At 64.0% G+C, this 23,451-nt stretch carries 21 protein-coding genes; 11 read left to right on the top strand and 10 right to left on the bottom strand.

What is annotated here, in order from left to right; translation table 11 throughout:
• Nucleotides 1–65: 65 nt before the first annotated feature.
• From purH to FLO80_RS13595, 5 genes are all read left to right on the top strand, one after another.
• Nucleotides 66–1,655 carry a bifunctional phosphoribosylaminoimidazolecarboxamide formyltransferase/IMP cyclohydrolase gene (purH, locus tag FLO80_RS13615; protein ID WP_111368793.1) on the top strand — a complete coding sequence of 530 codons (1,590 nt, stop codon included), beginning with the start codon at nt 66–68 and terminating at the stop codon, nt 1,653–1,655.
• 60 nt (nt 1,656–1,715) lie between these two features.
• Complete coding sequence (gene lspA / locus FLO80_RS13610; RefSeq protein ID WP_111368750.1) at nt 1,716–2,222, top strand: signal peptidase II; 507 nt, start codon at nt 1,716–1,718, stop codon at nt 2,220–2,222.
• Between the two features lie 80 nt (nt 2,223–2,302).
• Nucleotides 2,303–2,830 carry a DUF3035 domain-containing protein gene (locus tag FLO80_RS13605; protein WP_111368749.1) on the top strand — a complete coding sequence of 176 codons (528 nt, stop codon included), beginning with the start codon at nt 2,303–2,305 and terminating at the stop codon, nt 2,828–2,830.
• A 129-nt stretch (nt 2,831–2,959) separates the two neighbouring features.
• Entirely contained in the window at nt 2,960–4,333 is a 1,374-nt protein-coding gene (locus FLO80_RS13600; RefSeq protein ID WP_246156683.1) for a M16 family metallopeptidase, read from the top strand.
• Entirely contained in the window at nt 4,330–5,637 is a 1,308-nt protein-coding gene (locus FLO80_RS13595; RefSeq protein ID WP_111368747.1) for a M16 family metallopeptidase, read from the top strand. The genes FLO80_RS13600 and FLO80_RS13595 overlap by 4 nt, the downstream gene beginning before the upstream one ends.
• A 331-nt stretch (nt 5,638–5,968) precedes the next feature.
• Here FLO80_RS13595 and FLO80_RS13590 read toward each other — a convergent pair whose 3' ends face one another.
• Nucleotides 5,969–8,314, bottom strand: a complete 2,346-nt coding sequence (locus FLO80_RS13590; protein ID WP_111368746.1) for an aldehyde dehydrogenase family protein — start codon at nt 8,312–8,314, stop codon at nt 5,969–5,971.
• A 5-nt stretch (nt 8,315–8,319) separates the two neighbouring features.
• On the bottom strand, nt 8,320–9,309 hold the full coding sequence (deoC, locus tag FLO80_RS13585) for a deoxyribose-phosphate aldolase (protein ID WP_111368745.1): 990 nt from the start codon (nt 9,307–9,309) through the stop codon (nt 8,320–8,322).
• Between the two features lie 174 nt (nt 9,310–9,483).
• Here deoC and FLO80_RS13580 point away from each other — a divergent pair, with 174 nt between their 5' ends.
• From FLO80_RS13580 to FLO80_RS13565, 4 genes are read left to right on the top strand one after another with little or no spacing between them, the layout of a single operon-like run.
• Nucleotides 9,484–10,446 carry a metal ABC transporter solute-binding protein, Zn/Mn family gene (locus FLO80_RS13580; RefSeq protein ID WP_111368744.1) on the top strand — a complete coding sequence of 321 codons (963 nt, stop codon included), beginning with the start codon at nt 9,484–9,486 and terminating at the stop codon, nt 10,444–10,446.
• A gap of 13 nt (nt 10,447–10,459) precedes the next feature.
• Entirely contained in the window at nt 10,460–11,257 is a 798-nt protein-coding gene (locus FLO80_RS13575; RefSeq protein ID WP_111368743.1) for a metal ABC transporter ATP-binding protein, read from the top strand.
• Nucleotide 11,258: 1 nt separating this feature from the next.
• Nucleotides 11,259–12,440 carry a metal ABC transporter permease gene (locus FLO80_RS13570; RefSeq protein ID WP_111368791.1) on the top strand — a complete coding sequence of 394 codons (1,182 nt, stop codon included), beginning with the start codon at nt 11,259–11,261 and terminating at the stop codon, nt 12,438–12,440.
• On the top strand, nt 12,437–13,354 hold the full coding sequence (locus FLO80_RS13565) for a metal ABC transporter permease (RefSeq protein ID WP_111368742.1): 918 nt from the start codon (nt 12,437–12,439) through the stop codon (nt 13,352–13,354). Before FLO80_RS13570 ends, FLO80_RS13565 begins: the two co-directional genes overlap by 4 nt.
• Here FLO80_RS13565 and FLO80_RS13560 read toward each other — a convergent pair.
• Nucleotides 13,351–13,878 (bottom strand): 2-dehydro-3-deoxygalactonokinase, encoded by a 528-nt coding sequence (locus tag FLO80_RS13560; protein ID WP_188078294.1) that lies wholly within the window; start codon nt 13,876–13,878, stop codon nt 13,351–13,353. The two genes, FLO80_RS13565 and FLO80_RS13560, sit on opposite strands and share 4 nt — an antisense overlap.
• 46 nt (nt 13,879–13,924) lie before the next feature.
• Entirely contained in the window at nt 13,925–14,848 is a 924-nt protein-coding gene (locus tag FLO80_RS13555; protein ID WP_111368740.1) for a DMT family transporter, read from the bottom strand.
• A 121-nt stretch (nt 14,849–14,969) separates the two neighbouring features.
• Here FLO80_RS13555 and FLO80_RS13550 point away from each other — a divergent pair, with 121 nt between their 5' ends.
• Nucleotides 14,970–16,472, top strand: a complete 1,503-nt coding sequence (locus FLO80_RS13550) for a malonate--CoA ligase (RefSeq protein WP_111368739.1) — start codon at nt 14,970–14,972, stop codon at nt 16,470–16,472.
• Nucleotides 16,473–16,479: 7 nt separating this feature from the next.
• On the opposite strand, the gene FLO80_RS13545 is transcribed toward FLO80_RS13550, so the two are convergent.
• Both FLO80_RS13545 and FLO80_RS13540 read right to left on the bottom strand, forming a co-directional pair.
• Complete coding sequence (locus FLO80_RS13545; protein ID WP_111368738.1) at nt 16,480–17,181, bottom strand: response regulator; 702 nt, start codon at nt 17,179–17,181, stop codon at nt 16,480–16,482.
• Nucleotides 17,178–17,675: a MarR family winged helix-turn-helix transcriptional regulator gene (locus FLO80_RS13540; protein WP_111368737.1), complete on the bottom strand. Its 498-nt coding sequence runs from the start codon at nt 17,673–17,675 to the stop codon at nt 17,178–17,180. The genes FLO80_RS13545 and FLO80_RS13540 overlap by 4 nt, the downstream gene beginning before the upstream one ends.
• 170 nt (nt 17,676–17,845) lie before the next feature.
• On the opposite strand from FLO80_RS13540, the gene FLO80_RS13535 reads away from it, so the two are divergent.
• Nucleotides 17,846–18,712: a branched-chain amino acid aminotransferase gene (locus FLO80_RS13535; RefSeq protein ID WP_111368736.1), complete on the top strand. Its 867-nt coding sequence runs from the start codon at nt 17,846–17,848 to the stop codon at nt 18,710–18,712.
• A gap of 198 nt (nt 18,713–18,910) precedes the next feature.
• Here FLO80_RS13535 and FLO80_RS13530 read toward each other — a convergent pair whose 3' ends face one another.
• From FLO80_RS13530 to FLO80_RS13515, 4 genes are all read right to left on the bottom strand, one after another.
• Nucleotides 18,911–19,705: an SDR family NAD(P)-dependent oxidoreductase gene (locus tag FLO80_RS13530; RefSeq protein WP_111368735.1), complete on the bottom strand. Its 795-nt coding sequence runs from the start codon at nt 19,703–19,705 to the stop codon at nt 18,911–18,913.
• Between the two features lie 16 nt (nt 19,706–19,721).
• Nucleotides 19,722–20,636, bottom strand: coding sequence for an ABC transporter permease (locus FLO80_RS13525; RefSeq protein WP_246156684.1), 915 nt, complete (start codon nt 20,634–20,636; stop codon nt 19,722–19,724).
• A gap of 356 nt (nt 20,637–20,992) precedes the next feature.
• Nucleotides 20,993–22,282: an ABC transporter permease gene (locus FLO80_RS13520; RefSeq protein ID WP_111368734.1), complete on the bottom strand. Its 1,290-nt coding sequence runs from the start codon at nt 22,280–22,282 to the stop codon at nt 20,993–20,995.
• Nucleotides 22,283–22,375: 93 nt separating this feature from the next.
• Nucleotides 22,376–23,449 (bottom strand): ABC transporter substrate-binding protein, encoded by a 1,074-nt coding sequence (locus tag FLO80_RS13515; protein WP_111368733.1) that lies wholly within the window; start codon nt 23,447–23,449, stop codon nt 22,376–22,378.
• Nucleotides 23,450–23,451: the final 2 nt, after the last annotated feature.

The raw sequence follows: 23,451 nt of genomic DNA, 5'->3' as shown, positions 1-23,451 counted from the left end.
ATCTTCCGGCGAATTGTCCTATGCCGCGCGACAAAAGCTGCCACACCATCAAGCGGAGCCAACCGATGTCCAATCTCGCCCCTCTTACCCGCGCCCTTCTCTCCGTTTCCGACAAGACCGGTCTTGTCGATCTGGCCCGGGCCCTCGCCGACCGTGGCGTCGAACTTCTCTCGACCGGCGGGTCGGCCCGCACCCTGCGCGAGGCCGGTCTGCCGGTCAAAGACGTGGCCGAGGTAACAGGCTTTCCCGAGATGATGGATGGCCGTGTGAAAACCCTGCACCCGATGGTGCATGGCGGGCTGTTGGCGCTGCGCGACAACGACGCCCATCTCGCCGCGATGGAGGAGCACGGCATCGGCCCGATCGACCTTCTCGTGGCCAACCTCTACCCGTTCGAGGAAACCGTGGCCAAGGGCGCCGATTATGACACCTGTATCGAGAATATCGACATCGGCGGCCCCGCCATGATCCGCGCCGCCGCCAAGAACCACGCCTTTGTCAGCACCGTCACCGATGTCGAGGATTATCAGCTCCTTTTGGCCGAGTTAGAGACACATGACGGGCAAACGACCCTGGCCTTCCGCCAGCAACTGGCCCAGCGCGCCTATGCCCGCACCGCCGCCTATGACGCGGCGGTCAGCACATGGTTCGCCGGGGCGCTGGACGATCCCGCCCCCCGTCGCCGCGCCTTTGCCGGAACGCTGGCCCAGACCCTGCGCTATGGCGAAAACCCGCACCAATCGGCCAGTTTCTACACCGATGGCACGGACCGCCCCGGCGTCGCCACCGCCAAGCAGCACCAGGGCAAGGAGCTGAGCTATAACAACATCAACGACACCGACGCCGCCTTCGAACTGGTCAGTGAATTCCTGCCCGCAGACGGCCCCGCCTGTGCCATCATCAAGCACGCCAACCCCTGCGGCGTGGCCCGGGGCGCAACCCTGAAAGAGGCCTATGCCAAGGCGTTCGATTGCGACCGCACCTCGGCTTTTGGTGGAATCGTCGCCCTCAACCAGCCGCTCGATGCGCAGACCGCGGAAGAAATCAGCCAGATCTTCACCGAGGTCGTGATCGCCCCTTCGGCCAGCGACGAGGCCCGCGCGCTCTTTGCCGCGAAAAAGAACCTGCGCCTTCTCACCACCGGCGCGATGGCCGATCCACGCGCGCCGGGGCTGACCTTCCGGCAGGTCTCGGGCGGCTTTCTCGTGCAGGACAAGGACAACGGCCATGTCGCGCCGGATGAGTTGCGCGTGGTGACCAAACGTGCGCCCACGGATCGGGAACTGGCCGATCTCCTGTTCGCGTGGAAGGTCGCCAAGCATGTGAAATCAAACGCGATTGTCTACGTCAAGGACGGGGCAACCGTGGGTGTCGGCGCGGGCCAGATGAGCCGCGTCGACAGCGCCAATATCGCCGCGATCAAGGCCGCCCGCATGGGCGAGGCGCTGGGCCTGTCCGAAAACCCCGCCAAGGGCTCTGTCGTGGCGTCGGATGCGTTCTTTCCCTTTGCCGACGGCTTGATGGAGGCTGCGGCGGCAGGGGCAACAGCGGTGATTCAGCCGGGCGGAAGCATGCGCGACGACGAAGTGATCGCCGCCGCCGACGCCGCCGGGCTGGCTATGGTCTTGACCGGCATGCGACATTTCCGGCACTAATGGACAATCGAGCAACCGAGGTCGGATCAACCGCCCGGATACGAGGCAGGAGATAAACCCATGCGCACCGTTTTCTGGGTGGGGTTCTGGACATTTCTGGCGGATCAGGCCAGCAAATGGGTCGTCGTGCATTGGCTGGGCCTGTCCCGGCGGCTGGAAATCGACGTGTTTCCGCCCTTTCTCAACCTGCGCATGGCATGGAATCAGGGCATCAATTTCGGGCTTTTCGGTGATGGGTCGGACGTGATGCGCTGGGTGCTCATGGCCGTGGCACTGGTCATCTCGGGTGCGGTCATCTGGTGGGTGCATCACGAGAAAGCAGGGCTCTGGGCGCGAATCGCCGCCGGGCTGCTGGTCGGCGGGGCACTGGGCAACGTGGTCGACCGGCTGCTTTACGGCGCCGTCGCCGATTTCCTCAACATGAGCTGCTGCGGCATCCGCAACCCCTATTCATTCAACGTCGCCGATATCGCGGTCTTTGCCGGGGCCATTGGCCTCGTGCTCTTTACCGGCGGGCAGGATGGCGGGAAGAAAAGCGCGAAACACGGCGACAAAAAGACCACCTGAGGCGAATCAGGCCCAAAACGGCCCGTGACGCGGGTGCACTGATGGGTTAAACCTGTGCCAAGTTTTGTGGGAGTGCAAAGATGCGCAAGCGCGTCCTGATCCTGATGATCTCTGCCTTGGGTCTGTCGGCCTGCGGTGGCTACGAACGTGACATCACCCTGCGCGACATGCGCCCGGCCACGCCCGGCCCGGATGAATTCTCGGTGCTGCCGACCAAGCCGCTCCAACCCCCGCCCAGTTTCAACGAGCTGCCCCCGCCCACCCCCGGCGCGGCGAACCTCGTCGATCAGAATCCGCGTGCCGATGGTGTCGCGGCATTGGGTGGACGGCCCGAACAACTCGCGCCCGGCGGCGTGCCTGCCTCCGACTCGGCACTGGTGCGCCACGCGGGACGGAACGGCGTGCCCGCCAATATCCGCGAGGAACTGGCCGCCGTGGACGAGGATTTCCGCCGCCGCAAATCGCGCTTTACCCGGATTCGCATCGTCCCGACCGACCGCTACAACCAGGTCTACAGGGGCCAGACGCTCAACCCCCGCGCCGAGGCCGAACGCTTCCGCCGCGCAACCGGCGTGCGCACCCCGACCTTCCCGCCGCCCAACCGCTGACCCGACGCCAAAGGGTGCCACGGGGTCAACGCGCCTCTCACGTCTGCGTCACTTGCGCCAAACCCGGCTTGAAGCGCCGGGGCATTGGCCTATCTTGACCGCAGCGATCCCCGGACAAAAGGACTGCCCATGTCACGTCTCATGACCCTTCGCGCCGTCTTCCTTGCCCTGAGTGTCACGGTCATCCTGGCGCTCGCACCGGGCGCCCGGGCCGATGACGCGGTCACGCATTTCACGCTCGACAACGGGATGGCGGTCGTGGTGATCGAAGACCACCGCGCCCCGGTCGCCGTTCACATGGTCTGGTACCGGGTCGGCGCGGCGGATGAACCGCCCGGGCAATCGGGCATCGCGCATTTCCTCGAACACCTGATGTTCAAGGGCACCGAAACCCTCGCCCCCGGTGAATTCTCGCGCACCGTCGCGCGCAATGGCGGCCGCGACAACGCCTTTACCAGCTATGATTACACCGCCTATTTCCAACGCATCGCCGCCGACCGGCTCGACCTCGTGATGGGGATGGAGGCCGACCGCATGGTCAACCTGCGCCTTTCGCCCGAGGATGTCGCCACCGAACGCGATGTCGTCATCGAGGAACGCAACCAGCGCACCGAGAACGACCCCTCGTCCCTCTTTCGCGAGCAGAAGAACGCGGCGCAATATCTCAACCACCCCTACGGCGTGCCGATCATCGGCTGGCGCCACGAGATCGAGACCCTCGATCGCGAGACGGCACTGGCGTTCTACGAGCGCTTCTACGCCCCCAACAACGCGATCCTGATCGTCGCGGGCGACGTTGCGCCCGACGAGGTGCGCGCGCTGGCCGAGAAACATTACGGACCGCTGCCGCCCAACCCCGACCTCGCCCCGCGCGCCCGCCCGCAAGAGCCGCCGCAACTCGCCGAACGCCGGCTGCTATTCGAAGACGCCCGCGTCGCGCAACCCTGGGTGAGCCGCTCGTACACCGCGCCCCCGCGCGAAAGCGGCGCTCAGGAAAAGGCCGCGGCGCTCAACATCCTGGCCGAGCTTCTGGGCGGTGGCACCACCTCCTACCTCGCCGAGAAACTGCAATTCGACGAACAGATCGCGGTCTATACATCGGCCTTCTACGGTGGAACGTCGCTCGACGACACGACCTTTTCACTCGTCGTCGTGCCCGCCGAGGGCGTCACCCTGCAAGAGGCCGAAGATGCGATGGACGCAACGCTCGCCCGGTTCCTTCAGGATGGCATCGACAGCGAACAGCTCGACCGGGTCAAGATGCAACTGCGCGCGGCGCAGATCTATGCGCGCGACGATGTCGAACGCCTCGCCAACCGCTATGGCCGGGCGATGACACAGGGCCTGACCCTCGCGGATGTGCAGGCCTGGCCCGACATCCTGCAATCCGTCACCGAAGACGACATCCTTGCCGCCGCGCAAGAGGTGTTCGACCGCCGCCGCGCCGTCACCGGCTGGCTCGCCGCGCCATCCGATCCAGCGCAAGAGGAGATGATCCAGTGATCCGTTTCGCCATTGCCCTTGCCGCCACGCTTCTCCTTGCCCTTCCCGCCCGCGCCGGGGTGGAGATCAAGGAGGTCACATCGCCCGGCGGCATCACCGCCTGGCTGGTCGAGGAGCCGTCGATTCCCTTCGTCGCGCTCGAACTGCGCTTTCGCGGCGGCGGATCGCTCGACGCGCCAGACAAACGCGGCGCGACAAGCCTCATGACCGGCCTGCTCGAAGAGGGGGCGGGCGAGATGGACGCACGGGAATTTGCCCGCGCCACCGAACGGCTGGCCGCCTCGTTCCGCTATGACGTGAGTGACGACGCGGTGAGCATTTCCGCCAAGTTCCTGACCGAAACCCGCGACGAGGCCATCGCGCTCTTGCGCGAAAGCCTGATCGCGCCGCGATTCGATCCCGACGCCATCGACCGGGTGCGCGGGCAGATGCTCTCGTCGATCCGCTCGGACGAGAAAGACCCCCGCGCCATCGCCGGGCGGGTTTTCGATGCGGCTGTCTATGGCGACCACCCCTATGGCACGCCGCTTGACGGCACGGTTGACAGCGTCTCCACCCTCACGCGCGACGACCTCATCGCGGCGCATCGCGGCGCGCTGGCCCGTGACAGGCTCCATGTCAGCGCCGTGGGCGACATCACCGCCGATGAGTTGGGCACACTGCTCGACCGGCTGCTGGGCGATCTGCCCGAGGTCGGCGCCGACCTGCCCGGGCCCGCCGCCCCGCGGTTCGACGGCGGGGTCGAGGTGGTCGATTTCGACACGCCGCAATCGGTGGTGCAGTTCGCGCAGCCGGGAATCGACTTCGACCATCCCGACTATTTCGCGGCCTACATCCTCAACCACATTCTCGGCGGTGGCGGGTTCGAATCGCGGCTGATGAGCGAGATCAGGGAAAAGCGCGGCCTGACCTATGGCATCTATTCCTATCTCGTCGACAAGGATCAGGCCGATCTCTGGATGGGCTCGGTCGCCTCGTCCAATGACCGCGTGGCCGAGGCCATCGAGGCGGTGCGCGCCGAATGGACCCGCGCCCGCGATGCGGGCGTGACGGCGGAAGAACTCGACCGGGCCAAGACCTATCTCACCGGCTCCTATCCGCTGCGCTTTGACGGCAACGGCCCGATCGCCCGGATCATGGTGGCGATGCAGATGTCGGGCATGCCCATCGACTATATCGCGACCCGCAACGACCGGGTGAACGCCGTCACGCTCGAAGACGTGAACCGCGTGGCGCGCGAACGGATCGACCCCGAGCGGCTCAGCTTTGTCGTCGTCGGACGCCCGCAGGGGCTGTCGAACTGACGGACGAGGAGTTGCGCCGACTGCGTCGTCGCGGCGGGGCCTCGCTTGCGCTCGGCCCATGCGGCCGATGGACCCGTGCCAAGGGTCTTGCGCCGGGCCATGGGGCGATCGGGGATTGAGTATTTTTCCCAAGAAAGAGCAGGCGGGTCTTGTCGTTTGAAAGGTGGCAGCGCGCGCCGCGTTAACCGATTTTCCGGCGGGTTTTTCTGCAATGCGGCGGTGTACGCCCGACAGCCGGGCCGCAGCCGGGAATCACCCCCCTGATTTCGCGGCCCGCCCCGGCGTTAACCCTGCGGGACGGTGGTCTGGACCAAGCTTGGCAAGCGGGTGTTCACGCGCCGTAAGGCACCCAGATCGTCTTGACCTCGGTCGCCGCCTCGAGAAAGTCGCGGCCCTCGCCCTCGGCCAAAAACCAGTCTCTGACAAGGCCATTATTGACCCATGTGCGCTTGAGATTGCCCGCGCTCTCGCGTTCGATGACCTCCGAGATACCCGAGGACGAAAACGACCAGACCGCATCCACATCCATATGCGCCGCCATCACCGGGGCCAGTGTGCCGTGTTTTCCGGTCAGGATATTAACCACCCCACCAGGCAGGTCAGACGTGTCGAGAACCTGGTAAAAATCCGCATAAACAAGGGGATAAGGCTCGCTCGCCAGCATCACGACGCGGTTGCCCATGGCGATTGCGGGCCCCATCATCGACACCATTCCCAAAAGCGGCGCCTCATCGGGGCAAATGGCGCCGATCACCCCCACCGGCGCGCGCATCGCCAAGGCAATCCCCCGGATCGGCACCCCACGCGCCTGCCCGTCGAACTTGTCCGCCCAGGCGGCATAGGTAAAGAGCCGCCGGATGCTGGCCTCGACCTCTTTTTCGCCGCTGCGGCCACCCTTCATCTCGTTGATCTTATGGGCGAAATCATCCGCCCGCGCCGACAGATTCTCGGCCATGTAATAAAGGATCTGCGCCCTTTGATGACCGCTCGTCCGGCCCCAGGCCCCGGCGCCACGCGCGGCTTCGACCGCGTTGCGCAGGTCCTTGCGGTTGGCCTCGGGCACCTGTCCCAACAGCTTGCCCCGGGGGCTGAACACGGCGCGTGAGTATCCGCCATCGGGCCGCGCCTGCTTGCCGCCAATATAGAGTTTCGGCGTGCGGTCGATCCCCTCGGCCGGGCCATTTTCCCCCGTGTTAGGCTCGATTCCGGCGAGCTGACGCGTGCGCCCCACGGGCCGCGTATAGGCCCGCAACCCTTCCCAGCCACCTTCGCGGCCAAAGCCACTCTCACGCACACCGCCAAACCCCGCGGCGGCGTCGAACATGTTGCTCCCGTTGACCCAGATGACCCCCGCCTCGATCCTCGGCGCAATGTCGAGGGCAAGGTTCAGGTTCTCGCTCCAGACACTCGCTGCCAATCCGTATCTTGTGTTGTTGGCAAGCTGCACCGCCTCATCCGGTGTGCGGAACGTGGTCGAGACCAGCACCGGGCCGAAAATCTCTTCCTGCATCAGGCGGTGCGATGGTGCCAGCCCGGTGATCAGCGTCGGCGGATAGAAGCACCCGCTCTCGGGCAGGTCGGTCGCGACACTGAACCGCTCGCCCTCCGTGCAACCCTCGACCATCTCGGAGATCGCCCGCACCTGCACCGGATCGACGATCGCGCCCACGTCGATGCATTTGTCGAGCGGATTGCCGATGCGCAGGCTCTGCATCCGCGCCCTGAGCTTGTCATGAAACCGCTCGGCAACCCCCTCCTGCACCAGAAGGCGCGACCCGGCACAGCAGACCTGTCCCTGGTTGAACCAGATCGCATCGACCAGCCCCTCGATCGCTGAGTCGAGGTCGGCATCCTCGAACACCACATAGGGGCTCTTGCCACCCAGTTCGAGCGTGAGCGCCTTGCCACTCCCCGCGGTCGCCTGCCTGATCCTGCGGCCCACCTCGGTCGAGCCGGTAAAGGCCACCTTGTCGACATCCGGATGGGTCACGATCATCTCGCCCACCGCGCCATCGCCGGTGACGATATTGACGACCCCCTTGGGCAGACCCGCCTGGCGGCACAGATCTGCAAAGAGAAGCGCCGTGAGCGACGTGTATTCCGCCGGTTTCAACACCACCGTGTTGCCCATTGCCAATGCCGGCGCCACCTTCCAGGCCAGCATCAGCAGCGGGAAGTTCCACGGGATCACCTGACCGCAGACGCCCACCGGCTCGCGGTCGGGCAATTCGCTCTCCATCAGTTGCGCCATACCCGCGTGATAATAGAAATGCCGCTGCACGAGGGGCAGGTCGATGTCGCGGCTCTCGCGGATCGGTTTGCCGTTATCAAGCGTCTCTAACACGGCGCAAAGCCGTGCATTGCGTTGCAGGATGCGGGCAATGGCATAGAGATGTTTCGCGCGCCCGTGCCCACCGAGCCGCGCCCATTTGCCTTGCGCCTTGCGGGCGGCTTCGACGGCCGTATCCACATCCGCCTGCGTCGCCTGGGTGAGCGTCGCCAATGTCTCGCCATTGGCCGGGTTCCTTGACAGGAACCCCTCGTCTGGCGACGTAAAATCCCCGTCGATGAAATGGCCGAACCGGTCGCCCTGATCGACCAGCCATGCAAAGGCTTCCGACGCATCTTCGGGGGCGGGGCCATAGTTCATGGTCTCGAAAATCTCTTTCACGCTCATGCCCTTTACCCCATCGGATGCCGGTAACCGGCAGAATAGGCGCCGGTCACGTGATGTTCCAGTTGCCGTTCGATATCGCCCAACAGGCTCGATGCGCCGAATCGGAACAGGTCGGGCGAAAGCCACGGGTTCCCCAGTTCCTCCTTGATCAGCATGAGATAGCTCAGCGCGTCCTTGGCCTTGCTGATCCCACCGGCGGGTTTATAGCCCACGCGATAGCCTGTTTCGTCGAAATAATCCCTGATCGCGCGGATCATGACCAATGAAACCGGCAGCGTCGCGTTCACCGCTTCCTTGCCGGTCGAGGTCTTGATGAAATCCGCCCCCGCCATCATCGCGACCAGCGAGGCGCGCGCCACGTTGCGCAGAGTTCCCAACTCTCCGGTGGCGAGGATCGCCTTGAGATGGGCCGGGCCGCACGCCGCGCGAAAGGCGCGGATCTCTTCGTAAAGCGCCTCCCAGTTCCCGGTGAGCACATGACGCCGCGAAATCACGATGTCGATCTCTTCGGCCCCGGCCTTCACGCTCTCCTCGATCTCGGCCAGCCGCAGGTGAAACGGCGAAAGCCCGGCCGGAAACCCGGTCGAGACCGCGGCAACCGGAATGCCCGACCCCTCCAGCGCCGCGCGCGCGGGCGCGATCATGTCGTGATAGACACAAACCGCACCCACGCGCAGCCCCTTCATCCCCAACGCGTCGAGCAGATCGGCCCGAACCGGCTGTCGTGCCTTGGCGGCAAGCCTGCGCACGCGGCCCTCGGTATCGTCACCTGCAAGCGTGGTCAGGTCGATGCAGGTGATTGCCTTGCAAAGCCACGCCGCCTGATAATTCTTTTTCACCGTCCGCCGCCCGGGAAACGTCGCCACCCGCCGCTCGATGGCCGGGCGGTTGGCCTGCACACGCATCACCCGATCGAGGTCCAGCTCCATGCCCGCATTGCGCGCCTCGGTCGTCTGGGGAAGCCCGGCCACGGGCGTTCGTATCTCGGTCTGCATCTCTCTCCCTCGCTTGCACGGGCAAGGTCTCATGCGGCCGGGGCCAAGGCAAGCGCCACATATCCGCCCCGATCGCGATCTTCCGCCATTTTTGAGAATGATTTGCAAAAGCATTGACATTCCTGAGAACGACTCGCATATTGCCCTGGTCAACCCGATCCAGATGAGGCTTCAATGAGTTTTTCCAGACGAGCGGCGCTCGGATTGATTGCAGGGGCAGGCGCATTGCCCCATGTCGCCGGGGCTGCCAGCGCCCGGCCCAGCGTCGTCGCCACCACCGGCATGATCGCCGATACCGCCCACCGCATCGGCGGTGACCTGATCGAGGTCCACGCGCTGATGGGGCCGGGCGTCGATCCGCATTCCTATCGCCAGACCCGAAGCGATATCGTCGCCCTCACCCGGGCCGACCTGATCCTGCGCCACGGGCTCTATCTCGAAGCACAGCTTGAAGAATTGTTCGCGCGTCTTGCCACCCGTTCCACTCTGGTCGCCGTGGGCGAGGCAACGCCGCCCGAAATGCTGATCGCGCATCCCGATTACGACAACAAGTTCGACCCGCATATCTGGATGGTTCCCGAGCTTTGGACCTATGCATCGCGCGCCATCCGCGACGCGCTGATCGCGCTCCTGCCCTCGGAGGCCGAAGCGGTTGCCGCCCGGGCCGACGCGTTCCTGAACGACATCGCCCAACTTGACATCTATGCCCGCAAGACGCTGGCCAGCGTTCCGCCGCCCGCCCGCGTGCTGCTGACCGCGCATGACGCGTTCGGCTATTTCGGTCGCGCCTACGGGTTCGAGGTGATCGGCATTCAGGGCATCTCGACCGAGTCCGAAGCCGGGCTGAACCGCATCGGCGCGCTGGTCGAAATGCTCGTATCCCGCGGGATCAGTGCCGTTTTCGTCGAAAGCTCGGTCTCGGATCGCAATGTCCGCGCCCTGATCGAAGGTGCCGGCGCGCAGGGTCACGAGGTGCGCATCGGCGGCGAGCTTTATTCGGATGCAATGGGGCCGGATGGCAGCTATGAAGGCACCTATATCGGCATGATCGACCATAACGTCACAACCATCGCCGCCGCGCTGGGCGGCAATGTGCCCTCCCGTGGCATGAACGGGCGTCTGGCACAGGCAAGCTGAGGAAAGGGCCGCAATGCAACTCGGACTGGCTGCACAGGATGGCAGGATCGTCGCATCCGATGATGGCCTGACTGCGCCGCTCGCGGTGCGTGGCCTGACCGTGACCTATGGCGAAAAGCCCGCGCTCTTCGCGCTTGATGCGACATTTGACGCGGGCGCGATGAGCGCGATCATCGGCCCGAACGGGGCCGGGAAATCGACCCTCCTGAAGGCGGTCCTCGGCATGGTGACGCCAGTTTCCGGCACTGTTCACGCCTATGGCCAACCAGTCAGGGAGGTGCTTGACCGCATCGCCTATGTCCCGCAACGCGCCACGGTCGATTGGGATTTTCCGACCCGCGTGATCGACGTGGTGCTCATGGGAATGGCGCGTGAACTGGGGCTGTTGCGCCGCGTCCGACAGGATCACCGCGACCGCGCCATGGCCTGTCTTGTCCGGGTCGGGATGGAACATTTCGCCGAACGCCAGATCGGCCAGCTTTCGGGCGGTCAGCAACAGCGCGTCTTTCTCGCCCGTGCGCTGGCGCAAGGGGCCGATCTCTACCTGCTCGACGAACCCTTTGCCGGGGTGGATGCCGCCACCGAAAAGGCCATCGTCGCGGTTCTCAAATCGCTGCGCGACTCGGGCCGCACCGTGGTCGTCGTCCATCACGACCTTGCCACCGTCTCGACCTATTTCGAGCGCGCGCTCCTGATCAACACCACCCGCGTCGCCGAAGGCCCGGTTGCCACCGTGCTCACACCCGAAACGCTTCAGGCCACCTATGGCGGGCGCCTCGCCCACGCGCAACTGGCGCAGATCCTCGGCTGAGATGTGGGGGTTGGGGTATAATGCCGCCCTCGTGGCGACCGGCGCGGGGCTCTTGGGGGCGGCCGCGGGCATCACCGGCACCTTTCTGGTTCTGCGCAAACGTGCGCTGGTGTCCGACGCCATTGCCCATGCCACCCTGCCCGGCATCGCGCTGGCCTTTCTCGTCATGGTGGCATTTGGCGGCGAGGGTCGCAGCCTTGCCGGATTGCTCTTCGGGTCGGCGCTGTCGGCATGGCTCGGCCTGCTCTGTGTCGGCTGGCTCACCCATGCCACGCGGCTGAGCGAGGATGCCGCCATCGGCGCTGTGCTCTCGGTTTTCTTCGGTTTCGGAATCCTGCTTCTGACCGTGATCCAGTCCCTGAACGTGGGGCGGCAGGCCGGGCTCGAAACCTTCCTGCTCGGTTCCACGGCGGGGATGCTCTATTCCGACGCGCTGACCATCGCGGTCGGTGGCGGGCTGGCCACGCTGGCCGCGCTGGTGCTGCGTCGCCCGATGCTGACCGCCGCCTTCGATCCGGGTTACGCGGTCGCGACGGGGCTCGATGTCCGCCGGGTCGACCTTGCGATGATGGGGCTGATCATGGCTGTCACCGTGATCGGGATCAAGATCGTGGGCCTCGTGCTCATCGTGGCGATGGTTATCCTGCCCCCGGTCACCGCCCGGTTCTGGAGTAACCGGGTCGACCGCGTGGTTCTGATCGCCGGGGTCATGGGCGGGCTGACCGGCCTTCTGGGGGCGTTGATCTCGGCGTCGGCGCCGAACCTGCCCACCGGCCCGATCATCGTGCTGACCGGCAGCGCGGGCTTTTTCGTTTCCCTTATGATCGCCCCGCGGCGCGGGGTTCTGGCGGCCCTTCTGGCCCGGCACCGCTATCAGCGCCGGGTGCACCTGCGACAGGGGCTTCTGGCCCTCGCCCATGGCCATCCGGTCTATGAGCGCTTTACCCTGCGGCTCCTGTCCCGCGCGGGGCTTGCCAATCCCGACGGCACCGCCACCGACAAGGGGCGCGCCGCCGCCGCGCGTGCGCTGCTCGATGAAAGCCGCTGGCAGATCCTGCGCGCAGATCCCGCGCAAGAGATCGCTGCCTCCCATTACGACGGCTTGCGCCCCATCGAGACCGTGCTCACCCCCGACCAGATCGCACAGATCGACACCCGCCTCGCCCCGAGGCCGCTGACATGATCGGGGCCGAGTTCGTCGCCCTGTCGCTGCCGCCGATCCTGATCGGATGCCTGGCCGCCATTGCCTGTGCCATCCCGGGCAATTTCCTGCTGCTCAGGCGACAGGCCCTGATCGGCGACGCGATTTCGCACGTGGTTCTGCCCGGGATCGTGATCGGCTTCCTGGTAAGCCGCCAGGTCTCGACATGGCCGATGATGCTGGGCGCGGGTGGCGCGGCCCTCGTCGCCGTCCTGCTGATCGAGGTGGTTCGCCGCGCGGGCAAGCTCGAACCCGGCGCCGCGATGGGGGTTGTGTTCAGCACCATGTTCGCAGGTGGCGTTCTGCTTCTCGAACAATCCGACACCTCGTCGGTGCATCTCGACGTGCAGCATGCGCTTTACGGCAATCTCGAAAGCCTGATCTGGCTCGACGCGACGGGCTGGGCCTCGCTCTTCGACATGCAGGCGCTGGCCGGGTTGCCGCCCGAGCTGCCGCGCATGGCCATCACCTGCCTGATCGTCACCGGCGTGACCGCCCTGCTCTGGCGCCCGCTCAAGCTCTCGACCTTCGACGAAGGCTTTGCCCGCGCGCTCGGCCTGCCGGTGCGCGCACTGAGCCTCGCGCTGGTCATTATGGCCGCGATGGCGGCCGTGGCAGCCTTCGACGCCGTGGGCTCGATCATCGTGATCGCGATGTTCATCTGCCCACCCGCCGCCGCGCGGCTGATGACCGATCGGCTGGGTCAACAGGTCGGGCTGAGCGTGGTCTTTGCCGCGATTTCCGCCGTAACGGGCTATGTTCTCGCCGGGTATGGGCCGCTCTGGCTCGGCTTTGACAACTCGGTCAGCGCGGCAGGCATGATCGCCACCATGTCGGGCCTCATCCTCGCGCTGGCAGCAGGCTTCGGCCCGCGCCGCGCACCCCGCATCGCCTAGAGCGCCCTGCGCCCCGCGTCCTCCATCGCCGCGCGCCCGACCCGCTCCACCGGCACGCCCTGCGCCCCGAGCGCATTGGCATAGCCGTCGGCCAGCCCGTCATCGCCCATCACGATCACCTGCTGACCCAACCAGTAGGGCCGCGCCGCCGCCATCTCGGCACCCAGCAGATGGCCCAGCAATGCGTCTCTATCCCCGCCCAATTCGGCCGAATCAAGCTGTTGGGCCAACCGCTCGGGCCGCGTCATCGTATCGGCCAATGCGTCGGCATCGGCCCGCTCACCCGCGTCCAGCGCATGGGCCAGCCGGGCGGTCAGGAAGGACTGGAAACTCACGATCTCGCCCGCGCTCAGATGCACCCAGTGGCTGCGCAGCCCCGGCAGACAGATCACCCCGTCCCAGTTCGGATGCGCCACTGCATGACCCGCCACCGCCATCCGCGCATCCGCATCAAGCCGCCCGCGCGGTTTGTCCTGCACCACATCCCCGGACCCAAGCGCCGGGCAAGGCACCTTGTCTGACATCTGCATACCCCCCAATTCAGTCTCTGTTCAGGCCCAAACCCGCCGTTTACCCTTGCGGCGTCATGGTCTTGCGCGCGCGGTTGCGTTCGATCCCCAGCCGGTGTTCGCGGATGATGATGATCACCCCGGCCAGCATCACGATCGCCGCCCCGACCAGCATCACACCGGTCGGCACCTCGGAAAAGACGAAATACCCGATCAGAAGCGCAAAGATCATCGAGGCATAATCGAACGGCGCCACGACGCTCGCATCCGCATAACGATAGGCCGAGGTCAGGAAAATCTGCCCCAGCCCGCCCACAAGCCCGATCAGGACCAGCAGCACCGCCTCTGTTCCCGTCGGCACCACCCAGCCGAAGGGCAGCGTCAAGAGCGCAAGCACGCTCGATGTGAGCGAGAAGAAGAACACGATCGCAGATGTCTGCTCGGTCTGGACCAGCTTGCGCACATAGATCTGCGCCAGCGCGGCACAGCCCGCCCCGGCCAGAACCACCATCGCCCCAAGGGCCTGCGTGGTCTCGACCGTATCGCCCGCAAAGGCCGTCAAACGTGGCGACAGCACGATCAACACCCCGACAAGGCCCAGCGCCACCGCGCCCAGCCGGAACAGCCCCACCTGCTCATTGAGAAACATCGCCGCGAAGATCACCGTAAGCAACGGCGCGGCATATCCGATCGCCGTCACCTCGGGCAGCGGCAGAAGCGCAAGCCCGGTGAACATCAGCCCCATGGCCGTCGTCCCGACGAACCCGCGCCAGAAATGCCCCATCGGCGATTTGACCTGCAACCCGGTGCGCAGATCGCCCCGCATCCAGAGCCACCCGAGAATCACCGGAATCGCAAAGAACGAGCGAAAGAACACCGCCTGGCCCGCCGGAACATGATGCGCCGTCGCCTTGACGAGTGCGGCCATGATGACGAAAGTCACCACTGCCAGCAGTTTCAGCACTATACCCTTGATCGGATTCATGTCGTCCGCGCCCGTTTTTTCCGACGCTCACCCTTACGACCCCCGGCGCAAAGATCAATCCGCCCTTGAAAATACCCGCTATGCACCGCAGGAAAGCCAGACCAATCCGAGGACCACACCCATGTATGACGCAAACCATCTCGCCCATCACCTTGCCACCCATCTGCCCGAGAGCCGTGACAAGGTTTTTGCCACGCGCCCGGGGCTTTCGGATGTCAGCTATGGCGCGCTGTTTGATGGGGCCGAACGGCTGGCTGCGCGGTTGATCGAGGCCGGTCTGGCACCCGGCGACCGGGTTGCCGTCCAGGTCGAGAAAAGCATCGAGGCGGTGCAGCTTTATGTCGGCACGGTGCTGGCCGGTGGCGTCTTCCTGCCGCTCAACACCGCCTATACCGCGGCGGAGGTGGAATATTTCCTGTCGGATGCCACCCCCTCGGTGGTGGTTTGCGACCCCGCGCGCGCGGCCGAGATCGCGCCGCTCTCGGGGCAGGCGCGGCTTTTCACCCTCGATGGCGCGGGGCAGGGCAGCCTCACCGCCGATCTGCCCGACGCGCCCGGTTTTGCGCCCGTGCCGCGCGGGGCCGATGATCTCGCGGCGATCCTCTACACCTCGGGCACGACGGGCCGCTCAAAGGGCGCGATGCTCAGCCACGACAACCTGTCATCGAACTCGCAAACGCTGCGTGATACCTGGCGCTTTACCCCCGATGACGTGCTGATCCACGCGCTGCCGATCTTTCACACGCATGGGCTTTTCGTCGCCACCAACGTGGCTCTTCTCGCCGGGGCATCGACCGTGTTCCTGCCCAAATTCGACGCGGGCGCAATCCTTGACGCGATGCCGCGCGCCACGTCGCTCATGGGCGTGCCCACCTTCTATACCCGCCTTCTCGACGATCCGCGTCTCAACCGTGAAACAGTCTCTAACATGCGGCTTTTCATCTCCGGCTCGGCCCCGCTTCTCGTCGATACCCACGAGAAATGGGAGGAACGGACCGGTCATCACATCCTCGAACGCTATGGCATGACCGAAACCAACATGAACACCTCGAACCCCTATGACGGCGAACGCCGCGCCGGCACGGTGGGCTTTCCCCTGCCCGGGGTCGAACTGCGCATCGCGGATGACGGTCGCGAGGTCGCCACCGGCGAGATCGGCATGATCGAGGTGCGCGGCCCCAATGTGTTCAAGGGCTATTGGCAGATGCCCGAGAAAACCGCTGAAGAGCTGCGCCCCGATGGCTGGTTCATCACCGGCGATCTCGGGATGCGCGACGAAGACGGCTACGTGAGCATTGTCGGGCGCGGCAAGGATCTGATCATTTCCGGCGGGTTCAACGTCTACCCGAAGGAGATAGAGAGCCTGATCGACGATATCCCGGGGGTCCTGGAATCCGCCGTGATCGGCGTGCCCCATCCCGACTTCGGCGAGGCGGTCGTCGCGGTGATCGTGAAACAGCGCGAGTCCCTCTCGCTTGGGGATATCACCGCCGCAACAGGCTCTAACCTGGCCAAATTCAAGCAGCCCAAGCATTACGAATTCGTCGCCGAACTGCCCAGGAACACCATGGGCAAGGTGCAGAAAAAGGCGCTGCGCGAAACCTACGCCGAGCTTTTCACCTGATCCGCGATCAATCCGGCGACAGCATGTAACCCGCCCCGCGCACCGTCTGAAGGTAACGCGGCTGTTTCGGGTCCACCTCGATCTTGCGCCGCAACCGCGTGATCTGCACGTCGACCGCGCGTTCCTGCGCCTGCCCGCCATCGCGGCCCAGATCCTCGACCAGTTTCATCCGGCTCACCGCCTCGTTCGGCGTGGCGGCAAAGATGCGCATCAACTGGCTCTCGGTCGCCGTCAGCCGGATTGGCGCCCCGTCGCGCCACAGCTCTCCGCGCTCGATGTCATAGCGGATCGCCCCGAGGTTGAGAACTTTCGGCCCGGGCAGTTCGTCCTGCGTCTCCGGCATCCGCCGCAGAATCGCGTTGATCCTCAGCAAAAGCTCCTTGGGTTCGAACGGCTTGGCGAGGTAATCGTCGGCCCCGGCCTCGAGCCCGGCAATCCTGTCCTCGGTCTCGCCCTTAGCCGTCAGCAGGAGTATCGGCGTTTGCGACGTTTCGCGCAGGCTCCGGGTCAACGCGATGCCCGTCTCGCCCGGCATCATCACGTCCATCACGATCAGATCGAAATCGAGCCCCGCAAGGATACGCCTCGCATGCGCCGCATCCCGCGCCGACGTGACAAGAAACCCGTGACGGCTCAGGAATTTCTGCAACAGCGTGCGGATGCGCTCATCGTCATCCACGATCAGAAGATGTGGCTCGAATTCCGTCATGCACCCTTCTCCCTCAGGGCGTGATAGCGCCGTCGCATCTCGGGGTCCATCATCGCTTCGAGAACAGTGCGAAACCCTGCCACCGCCTGTGGTCCGGCCTGGCGGAACGCCGCGCGCATCCGCGCCCGCTGCGCATCGCTCAGCCGCTGTTCCAGCGCCTGCCCGGCCTCGGTCAGATAGAGATGCCGCTCGCGCCGGTCGGACGTGCCGACCTTGCTTTCCACCAGGCCGTCCTCGACCAGCGTGCGCAGGACGCGGTTGAGCGACTGCTTGGTCACGCCCAGGATTTCTAAAAGGTTGTTCACCGTCGTTCCCGGCGCCCGCGCGATGAAATGGAGCGCCCGGTGATGGGCGCGGCCATAGGCCATCGTGGCCAGGATACGATCCGGGTCGGCGGTGAACCCGCGATAGGCAAAGAACATCGCCTCGATCCCCTGCCGCAACTGCTCGTCGGTCAGAAACAAAAGCGTTTCACCGCCCGCACTCTCTGACATGGCACCCCCCTCAATCACAAATCGCCTGAATTTTCCCCACAATAAGTCAGCTTTATTGACATTCCAAGAAGCAACTGTTAGCGAATCGCAGTTTTTGCGTAATTTTATGCCCGAAACGGACGTAATGCGCGCAACAAATGAAAAGCTCGGATTGTGAAGGAGTAGGTTAAATGACGGGCTATGATGATCGTGACGGCAAGATCTGGATGGATGGCAAATTGGTCGACTGGCGCGCGGCCAACGTGCATATCCTGTCCCACGCTTTGCATTACGCCTCGTCCGTATTCGAGGGGGAACGCTGCTATGACGGCAAGATCTTCCTCTCGCGCAAGCATTCCGAGCGGCTCCTGAACTCGGGCAATCTGCTCGACATGCCGATCCCCTATTCGGTGGACGAGATCGAGGCCGCCAAACAGGCGGTCGTCGCGGCCAACGGGTTGACCAACGCCTATGTCCGGGCCGTCGCATGGCGCGGCGCGGGCGAGGACATGGGCGTTTCATCCGCCCGCAACCCGGTCCGCATGGCGGTCGCGGCGTGGGAATGGGGCGACTATTACGGCGATGCCAAGATGAAGGGCGCGAAACTCGACGTGGCGAAATGGAAACGCCCCAGCCCCGAAACCATCCCCACCGCCGCCAAGGCCGCCGGGCTCTACATGATCTGCACCATGTCGAAACACGTGGCCGAGGCCAAGGGCTGCTCGGACGCGATGTTCCTCGATTATCGCGGCTACGTGGCCGAGGCGACGGGCGCCAACATCTTCTTCGTCCGCGACGGCGAGGTCCACACCCCCCTGACCGACGCCATCCTCAACGGCCTGACCCGCCAGACCGTGATCGGCATGCTCAAGGATCGGCAGGTCAAGGTGCATGAACGCCATATCGAACCTTCCGAGCTTGAAAGCATGGAACAATGCTGGCTCACCGGCTCCGCCGCCGAGGTCACTCCCGTCGGCCAGATCGGCGACTGGAATTTCGAGGTCGGCGCCCTGACCAAGGACATCGCGCAGGGGTATGAAAAGGTGGTGCGGAGTTAGGGCGAGTTGCGTCTAACGGGATTCGGCTGAGAGCCACCGAAAGGGCAGCGCCCACCCCATGGGGCGGGCGTGAATCGCCCACCGTACGGGCAATTAACCTAATGCGGCGTTAACCTTTGCGTTTCACCCGGCAGCCGGGCAGCAGCCGGGAATCATACGCTTATCACCCCCCGGTTTTCGCCGTTTCGGCGGCGTTTACTATTTCGCGTTGGCGCCCTTGTAGATGCGCTGCAACTTGGCCATTCCACCGATCCAGCGGTCGTAATTCTCGACCTTATTGCGCATGTATTGCGCGACCTCCTCATGCGGCAGAACAAGGAAGGTTTCGGCCCGTATCGCATCAAGCGTTTTCTCCGCAACCTCTTGAGTGGAAAGGATTCCATCCGCCGTTGCCGGGTTCTCGCCCGTGCCGCGCACCATCGCGGTATCGACCCCTTGCGGGCACAGAACACTGACGCGGATATTGTCATCCTTGTGGCCCAGCGCCAGCGCCTCGGCAAAGCCCACGGCGGCATGTTTCGTCACCCCGTAAACCGCTGATCCCACTTGATTAAGAAGCCCCGCGGCGCTTGCAGTATGCATGAAATACCCACCCCCCCGCGCCTTCATTTTCGGGATCAGATGGCGCGCGGCGTGGACATGCGCCATGACATTCACCGCCCAGGCCTTGTTCCAAGCATCCGTGCTGGCGAACGCGATATTATCAAAGGATTCATCGAGGCCGGTGAGAATGCCAGCATTCGAACACATGAGGTCAATCGGCCCGATATCCGTCTCGACCTTGTCGATCATGCCTTCGACTTGATGCTGGTCGCCCACATCACAGGCAATCGCCGTGCCATCCACCATGTCCGCGGTCTCCGCCGCGCCGTCGATATCAAGGTCCACCGCCACCACATGCCGCGCCCCCGCATCCTTCAACGCAACACAAAGCGCCCGCCCGATGCCTTGGGCCGCGCCGGTGACAACGGCGATTTTACCTTCAATTTCCAATGGCTTACCCTCCCTTTTAGTGGGGGGTAACCCCCCTGAGACGCTCCGACCGCCGCCGCAAAAGCTCGACCGTGGTCAAGAGCAGGATCGAAATCACGACCAGGATCGTTGCCACCGACAGGATCGCCGGGCTGATCTGTTCGCGGATTCCGTTCCACATTTGCCGAGGGATGGTCTGCTCGTCCAGAGCGCCGACGAAAAGAACCACCACAACTTCGTCAAATGACGTAACGAAAGCGAACAGCGCACCCGAAACGACCCCGGGCAGGATCAACGGCATCTGCACCCGCCGAAAGGTCGCAACCGGATCGGCCCCAAGGCTCGCCGCCGCACGTGTAAGCGAATGATCGAACCCCACGAGCGTCGCGGTCACCGTGATGATCACGAAGGGAATCCCCAGCGTGGCATGGGCCAGAACAACCCCGAAATAGGGAATGCCCCAGGTGTGGATACCGACCTTGGAGTAGAAAAAGAACAGCCCCGTCGCCACGATGATGATCGGCACGATCATCGGCGAAATCAGGATCGCCATGATCGCGCGGCGATAGGGCATTTCCGAACGGCTCAGCCCCAGCGCGGCGATGGTGCCCAGCGTGGTGGCGAGGATCGTTGCGAAAAACCCGATGATGATCGAGTTCTTGGCCGCGTTGATCCAGTTCGCATTGGCCCATGCATCGGCCCACCAACTCATGTCGCGCGGGGCGTCCGGTTCCAGCATCCCGAAGGTCAAAAGCAGGTCGTACCACCGCGCTGAATACCCATCGGGATCAAAGGCCAGCATCTTTTCGGTAAAGGTGAAATAGGGTTCGACGTTAAAGCTCAGCGGGATAATGACCAGGATCGGCGCGATCAGGAAAACGAAGATGACCGCACAGATGATCAGATAGGTATAATGCCATAGAATTTCGTTCGAACTCAGATAGTTGGGCAAGCCATCACGATAATGGCGATAGTGAATCCAGAACACGAAATGCGCGATCAGAACCGACAGAATGGCCCCGGCAATCGCCATGCCGACCCCACCGGCAAACAGCCCCAGAACCAGGCCCATCGCACCCAGCACGATCATCGCGGTCCGCTTGGTGTCAAAGACCGACACCAGAACGAACGCCACACCCGCCGCCACCGCGCTGGTCACCAGCATGGCGGTCGCAGCCTCGATCAAGCCGGACGCCCGGGCGTTCATCACGACAAGGACGACAAAGGCCGACAAAAGCGCAAAGAGGGACAGGGAGAAACGGAACGACGCCGTTGCCTGGTTTTTCGAGAGCTCGGTGTTCATCGCGGTCATCCCAGTTTCAGGTTGTCGATACCGACAAGACGGTCATAGAGCCAATAGAGGATCAGAACCCCGCCCAGCAAAAGCGCCGCCAATGCCGCCGCAAGCGACCAGTTGAGCGAGTTCTGCATGTGGAAGGCGATCAGGTTTGAAATCAACTGCCCGCTGGCGCCACCGACAAGGGCGGGGGTGATGTAGTAACCGACCGACAGGATAAAGACCAACAACGCCCCGGCCCCGATCCCCGGGATCGTCTGTGGAAAATAGATCCGCCAGAACGCGGTCCAACTCGTCGCGCCAAGACTGCGCGCGGCCCGCACATAGGACGGGTTGATCGGTCGCATCACCGAATAAAGCGGCAGGACCATGAAGGGCAGCAGGATATGCGTCATCGCAACCACCGTTCCGATCTGGTTGTACATCATCTGAAGCCGGTTCTCGTCACCCAGCAATCCCACGCCGACAAGCGCATCGTTGATCACCCCTTGAGACTGGAGCAGCACCATCCAGCTCGTCGTGCGCACCAGCAACGATGTCCAGAACGGCAACAGGACAAGGATCATCAACAGGTTCGAATAGCGCAACGGCAACGTGGCCAGAAGATGCGCAACCGGATAGCCCAGCGCGAAGGTAAGGAAGGTGATCAGGACCGACAGGAAAAGGGTGCGCTGAAACAGCGTGACATATACTTGGCGGTTCTGCGCAACGCTCGTGATGTCACCATCCGGGCTTTTCGTCAGGTCAATCGCCGCAAGATAGAAATTCATCGTATAGGCGGACGACGCGTCACGCATCACACGCCAGAGCGCAGGATCGGTCCAATCCTCGTCGAGGTCGATAAAGGCTTCCTTGAAAGGCGGCTCGAGTTTGTTGGCGTTGCGGGCGGCCTTGGTGAACATCGACCGGGTGCCCGAACGTTCATAGTTGATGCGCGTTCCGGCCGAGCCCGCTGCACGCAATTCCCGAAGGGTCTTCATGTCCTCGGCCAGCGCCGCGAAGGCAGCCTCGTCAGGTTCGGTTCCGGCCGGGTTCTGGTCGAACCACTCCTTGATATTCACCATGATCGGGGTTCGTTCGCCTGACCCGATTTCCGTGTGCATGGTGAAGCCTTCGTTATAGACCGACTGATGCAGCATCTGCGCAATCGGCGTCACGAAGGTGATCAGGATAAAGGCCAAAAGCGGCAAAACGAGCAGGAACGCTCGGTGCCGTGCTCTTCTCTCTGCCCGCGCCAAGGCGGATTTGAGGGGTTTGCCGTCTGCGGTTGTCAGCAGTTGATTGGCCGTTGCGTCGCTCATCGGTGCCGTCATCCTGTCTGGTGATGGGCGGGCCGGTATCGCCCCGCCCTCTGGTCATGCGGCCCGGGCCTCACGCCCGGGCCGAAGGCCGCCTCAGTTAGCCAGCCAGGCGTTGAAACGCTCGTTCAGCTCCGCATCCTTGTCGACCCAGAACTCGAAGTTGTTGACCAGCGCGTTCTCAAGGTTCGCGGCGGCGGTGGGCATATGCGGTCCCATCTGCGTTTTACCGTCCATGAACAGGCCAACCAGCTCACCCGAGGACTTCCGCGCCGGACCATACGAGATCCACGATGCCTGATCGGCAAGACGCTGGGTATCGGTCGAGAAGGCGATGAACTTCATCGCGTTGTCCTTGTTCGGTGCGCCCTTGGGCACCACGAACAGGTCGAAATCAAGGATCTGACCGTCCCAGACCACTTCAAGCGGCTGGTTCTCGGCCACGGCGGCGTTGAAGATACGACCGTTATACGCGGTTGCCATCACCACTTCGCCATCGGCCAGAAGTTGCGGCGGCTGCGCGCCGGCTTCCCACCAGACGATATCGTCCTTGATGCGGTCGAGCACGGCAAAGGCGCGGTCCACACCCTCGGGCGTGTCGAGCACGTCGTAGACTTCTCCGGCCGGAACGCCATCCGCCATCAGCGCCATCTCAAGCGTCGCCTTGGCCGATTTGCGCACACCGCGTTTGCCGGGGAACTTCTCGGTATCGAAGAAATCACCGATGGTTGTGGGGGTGCCGTCAACATTGCTGCTGTTATAGGCATAGATCGTCGACCACACGATGCTGCCCACCGCGCAATCCTGCAAAGCGCCCTCGATGAAATCTTCGGTCGCCGGGGTGCCGTCGGGTGCTGCCGGAAGCATGCTCAGGTCGATCGGTTCGATCAGCCCCTCGTCACACAGGCGCACAGCGTCCGAGAATTCCACGTCGGCCACGTCGATCGAGACATTGCCGGCCTCGACCTGTGCCTTGATCGGTGTTGCCGGGTTGTCGGCATCGACCGAGTTGATCTTGATGCCGGTCTCGGCAGTGAACGGTTTGTGATAGGCTTCGACTTGGGATTTCGTATAGGCACCGCCCCACGACATCACGGTAACTTCCTGCGCCTGGGCGCCAAGCGCCACGCCGGAAAGGGCCGTCGCCATTAGTACAGATTTGAGCTTCATTC

The organism is Aquicoccus porphyridii (assembly GCF_008369105.1).
Classification (GTDB): domain Bacteria; phylum Pseudomonadota; class Alphaproteobacteria; order Rhodobacterales; family Rhodobacteraceae; genus Aquicoccus; species Aquicoccus porphyridii.
Note: the sequence above shows the minus strand (reverse complement) of the source record. Positions and strands in the feature narration are given on the sequence as shown.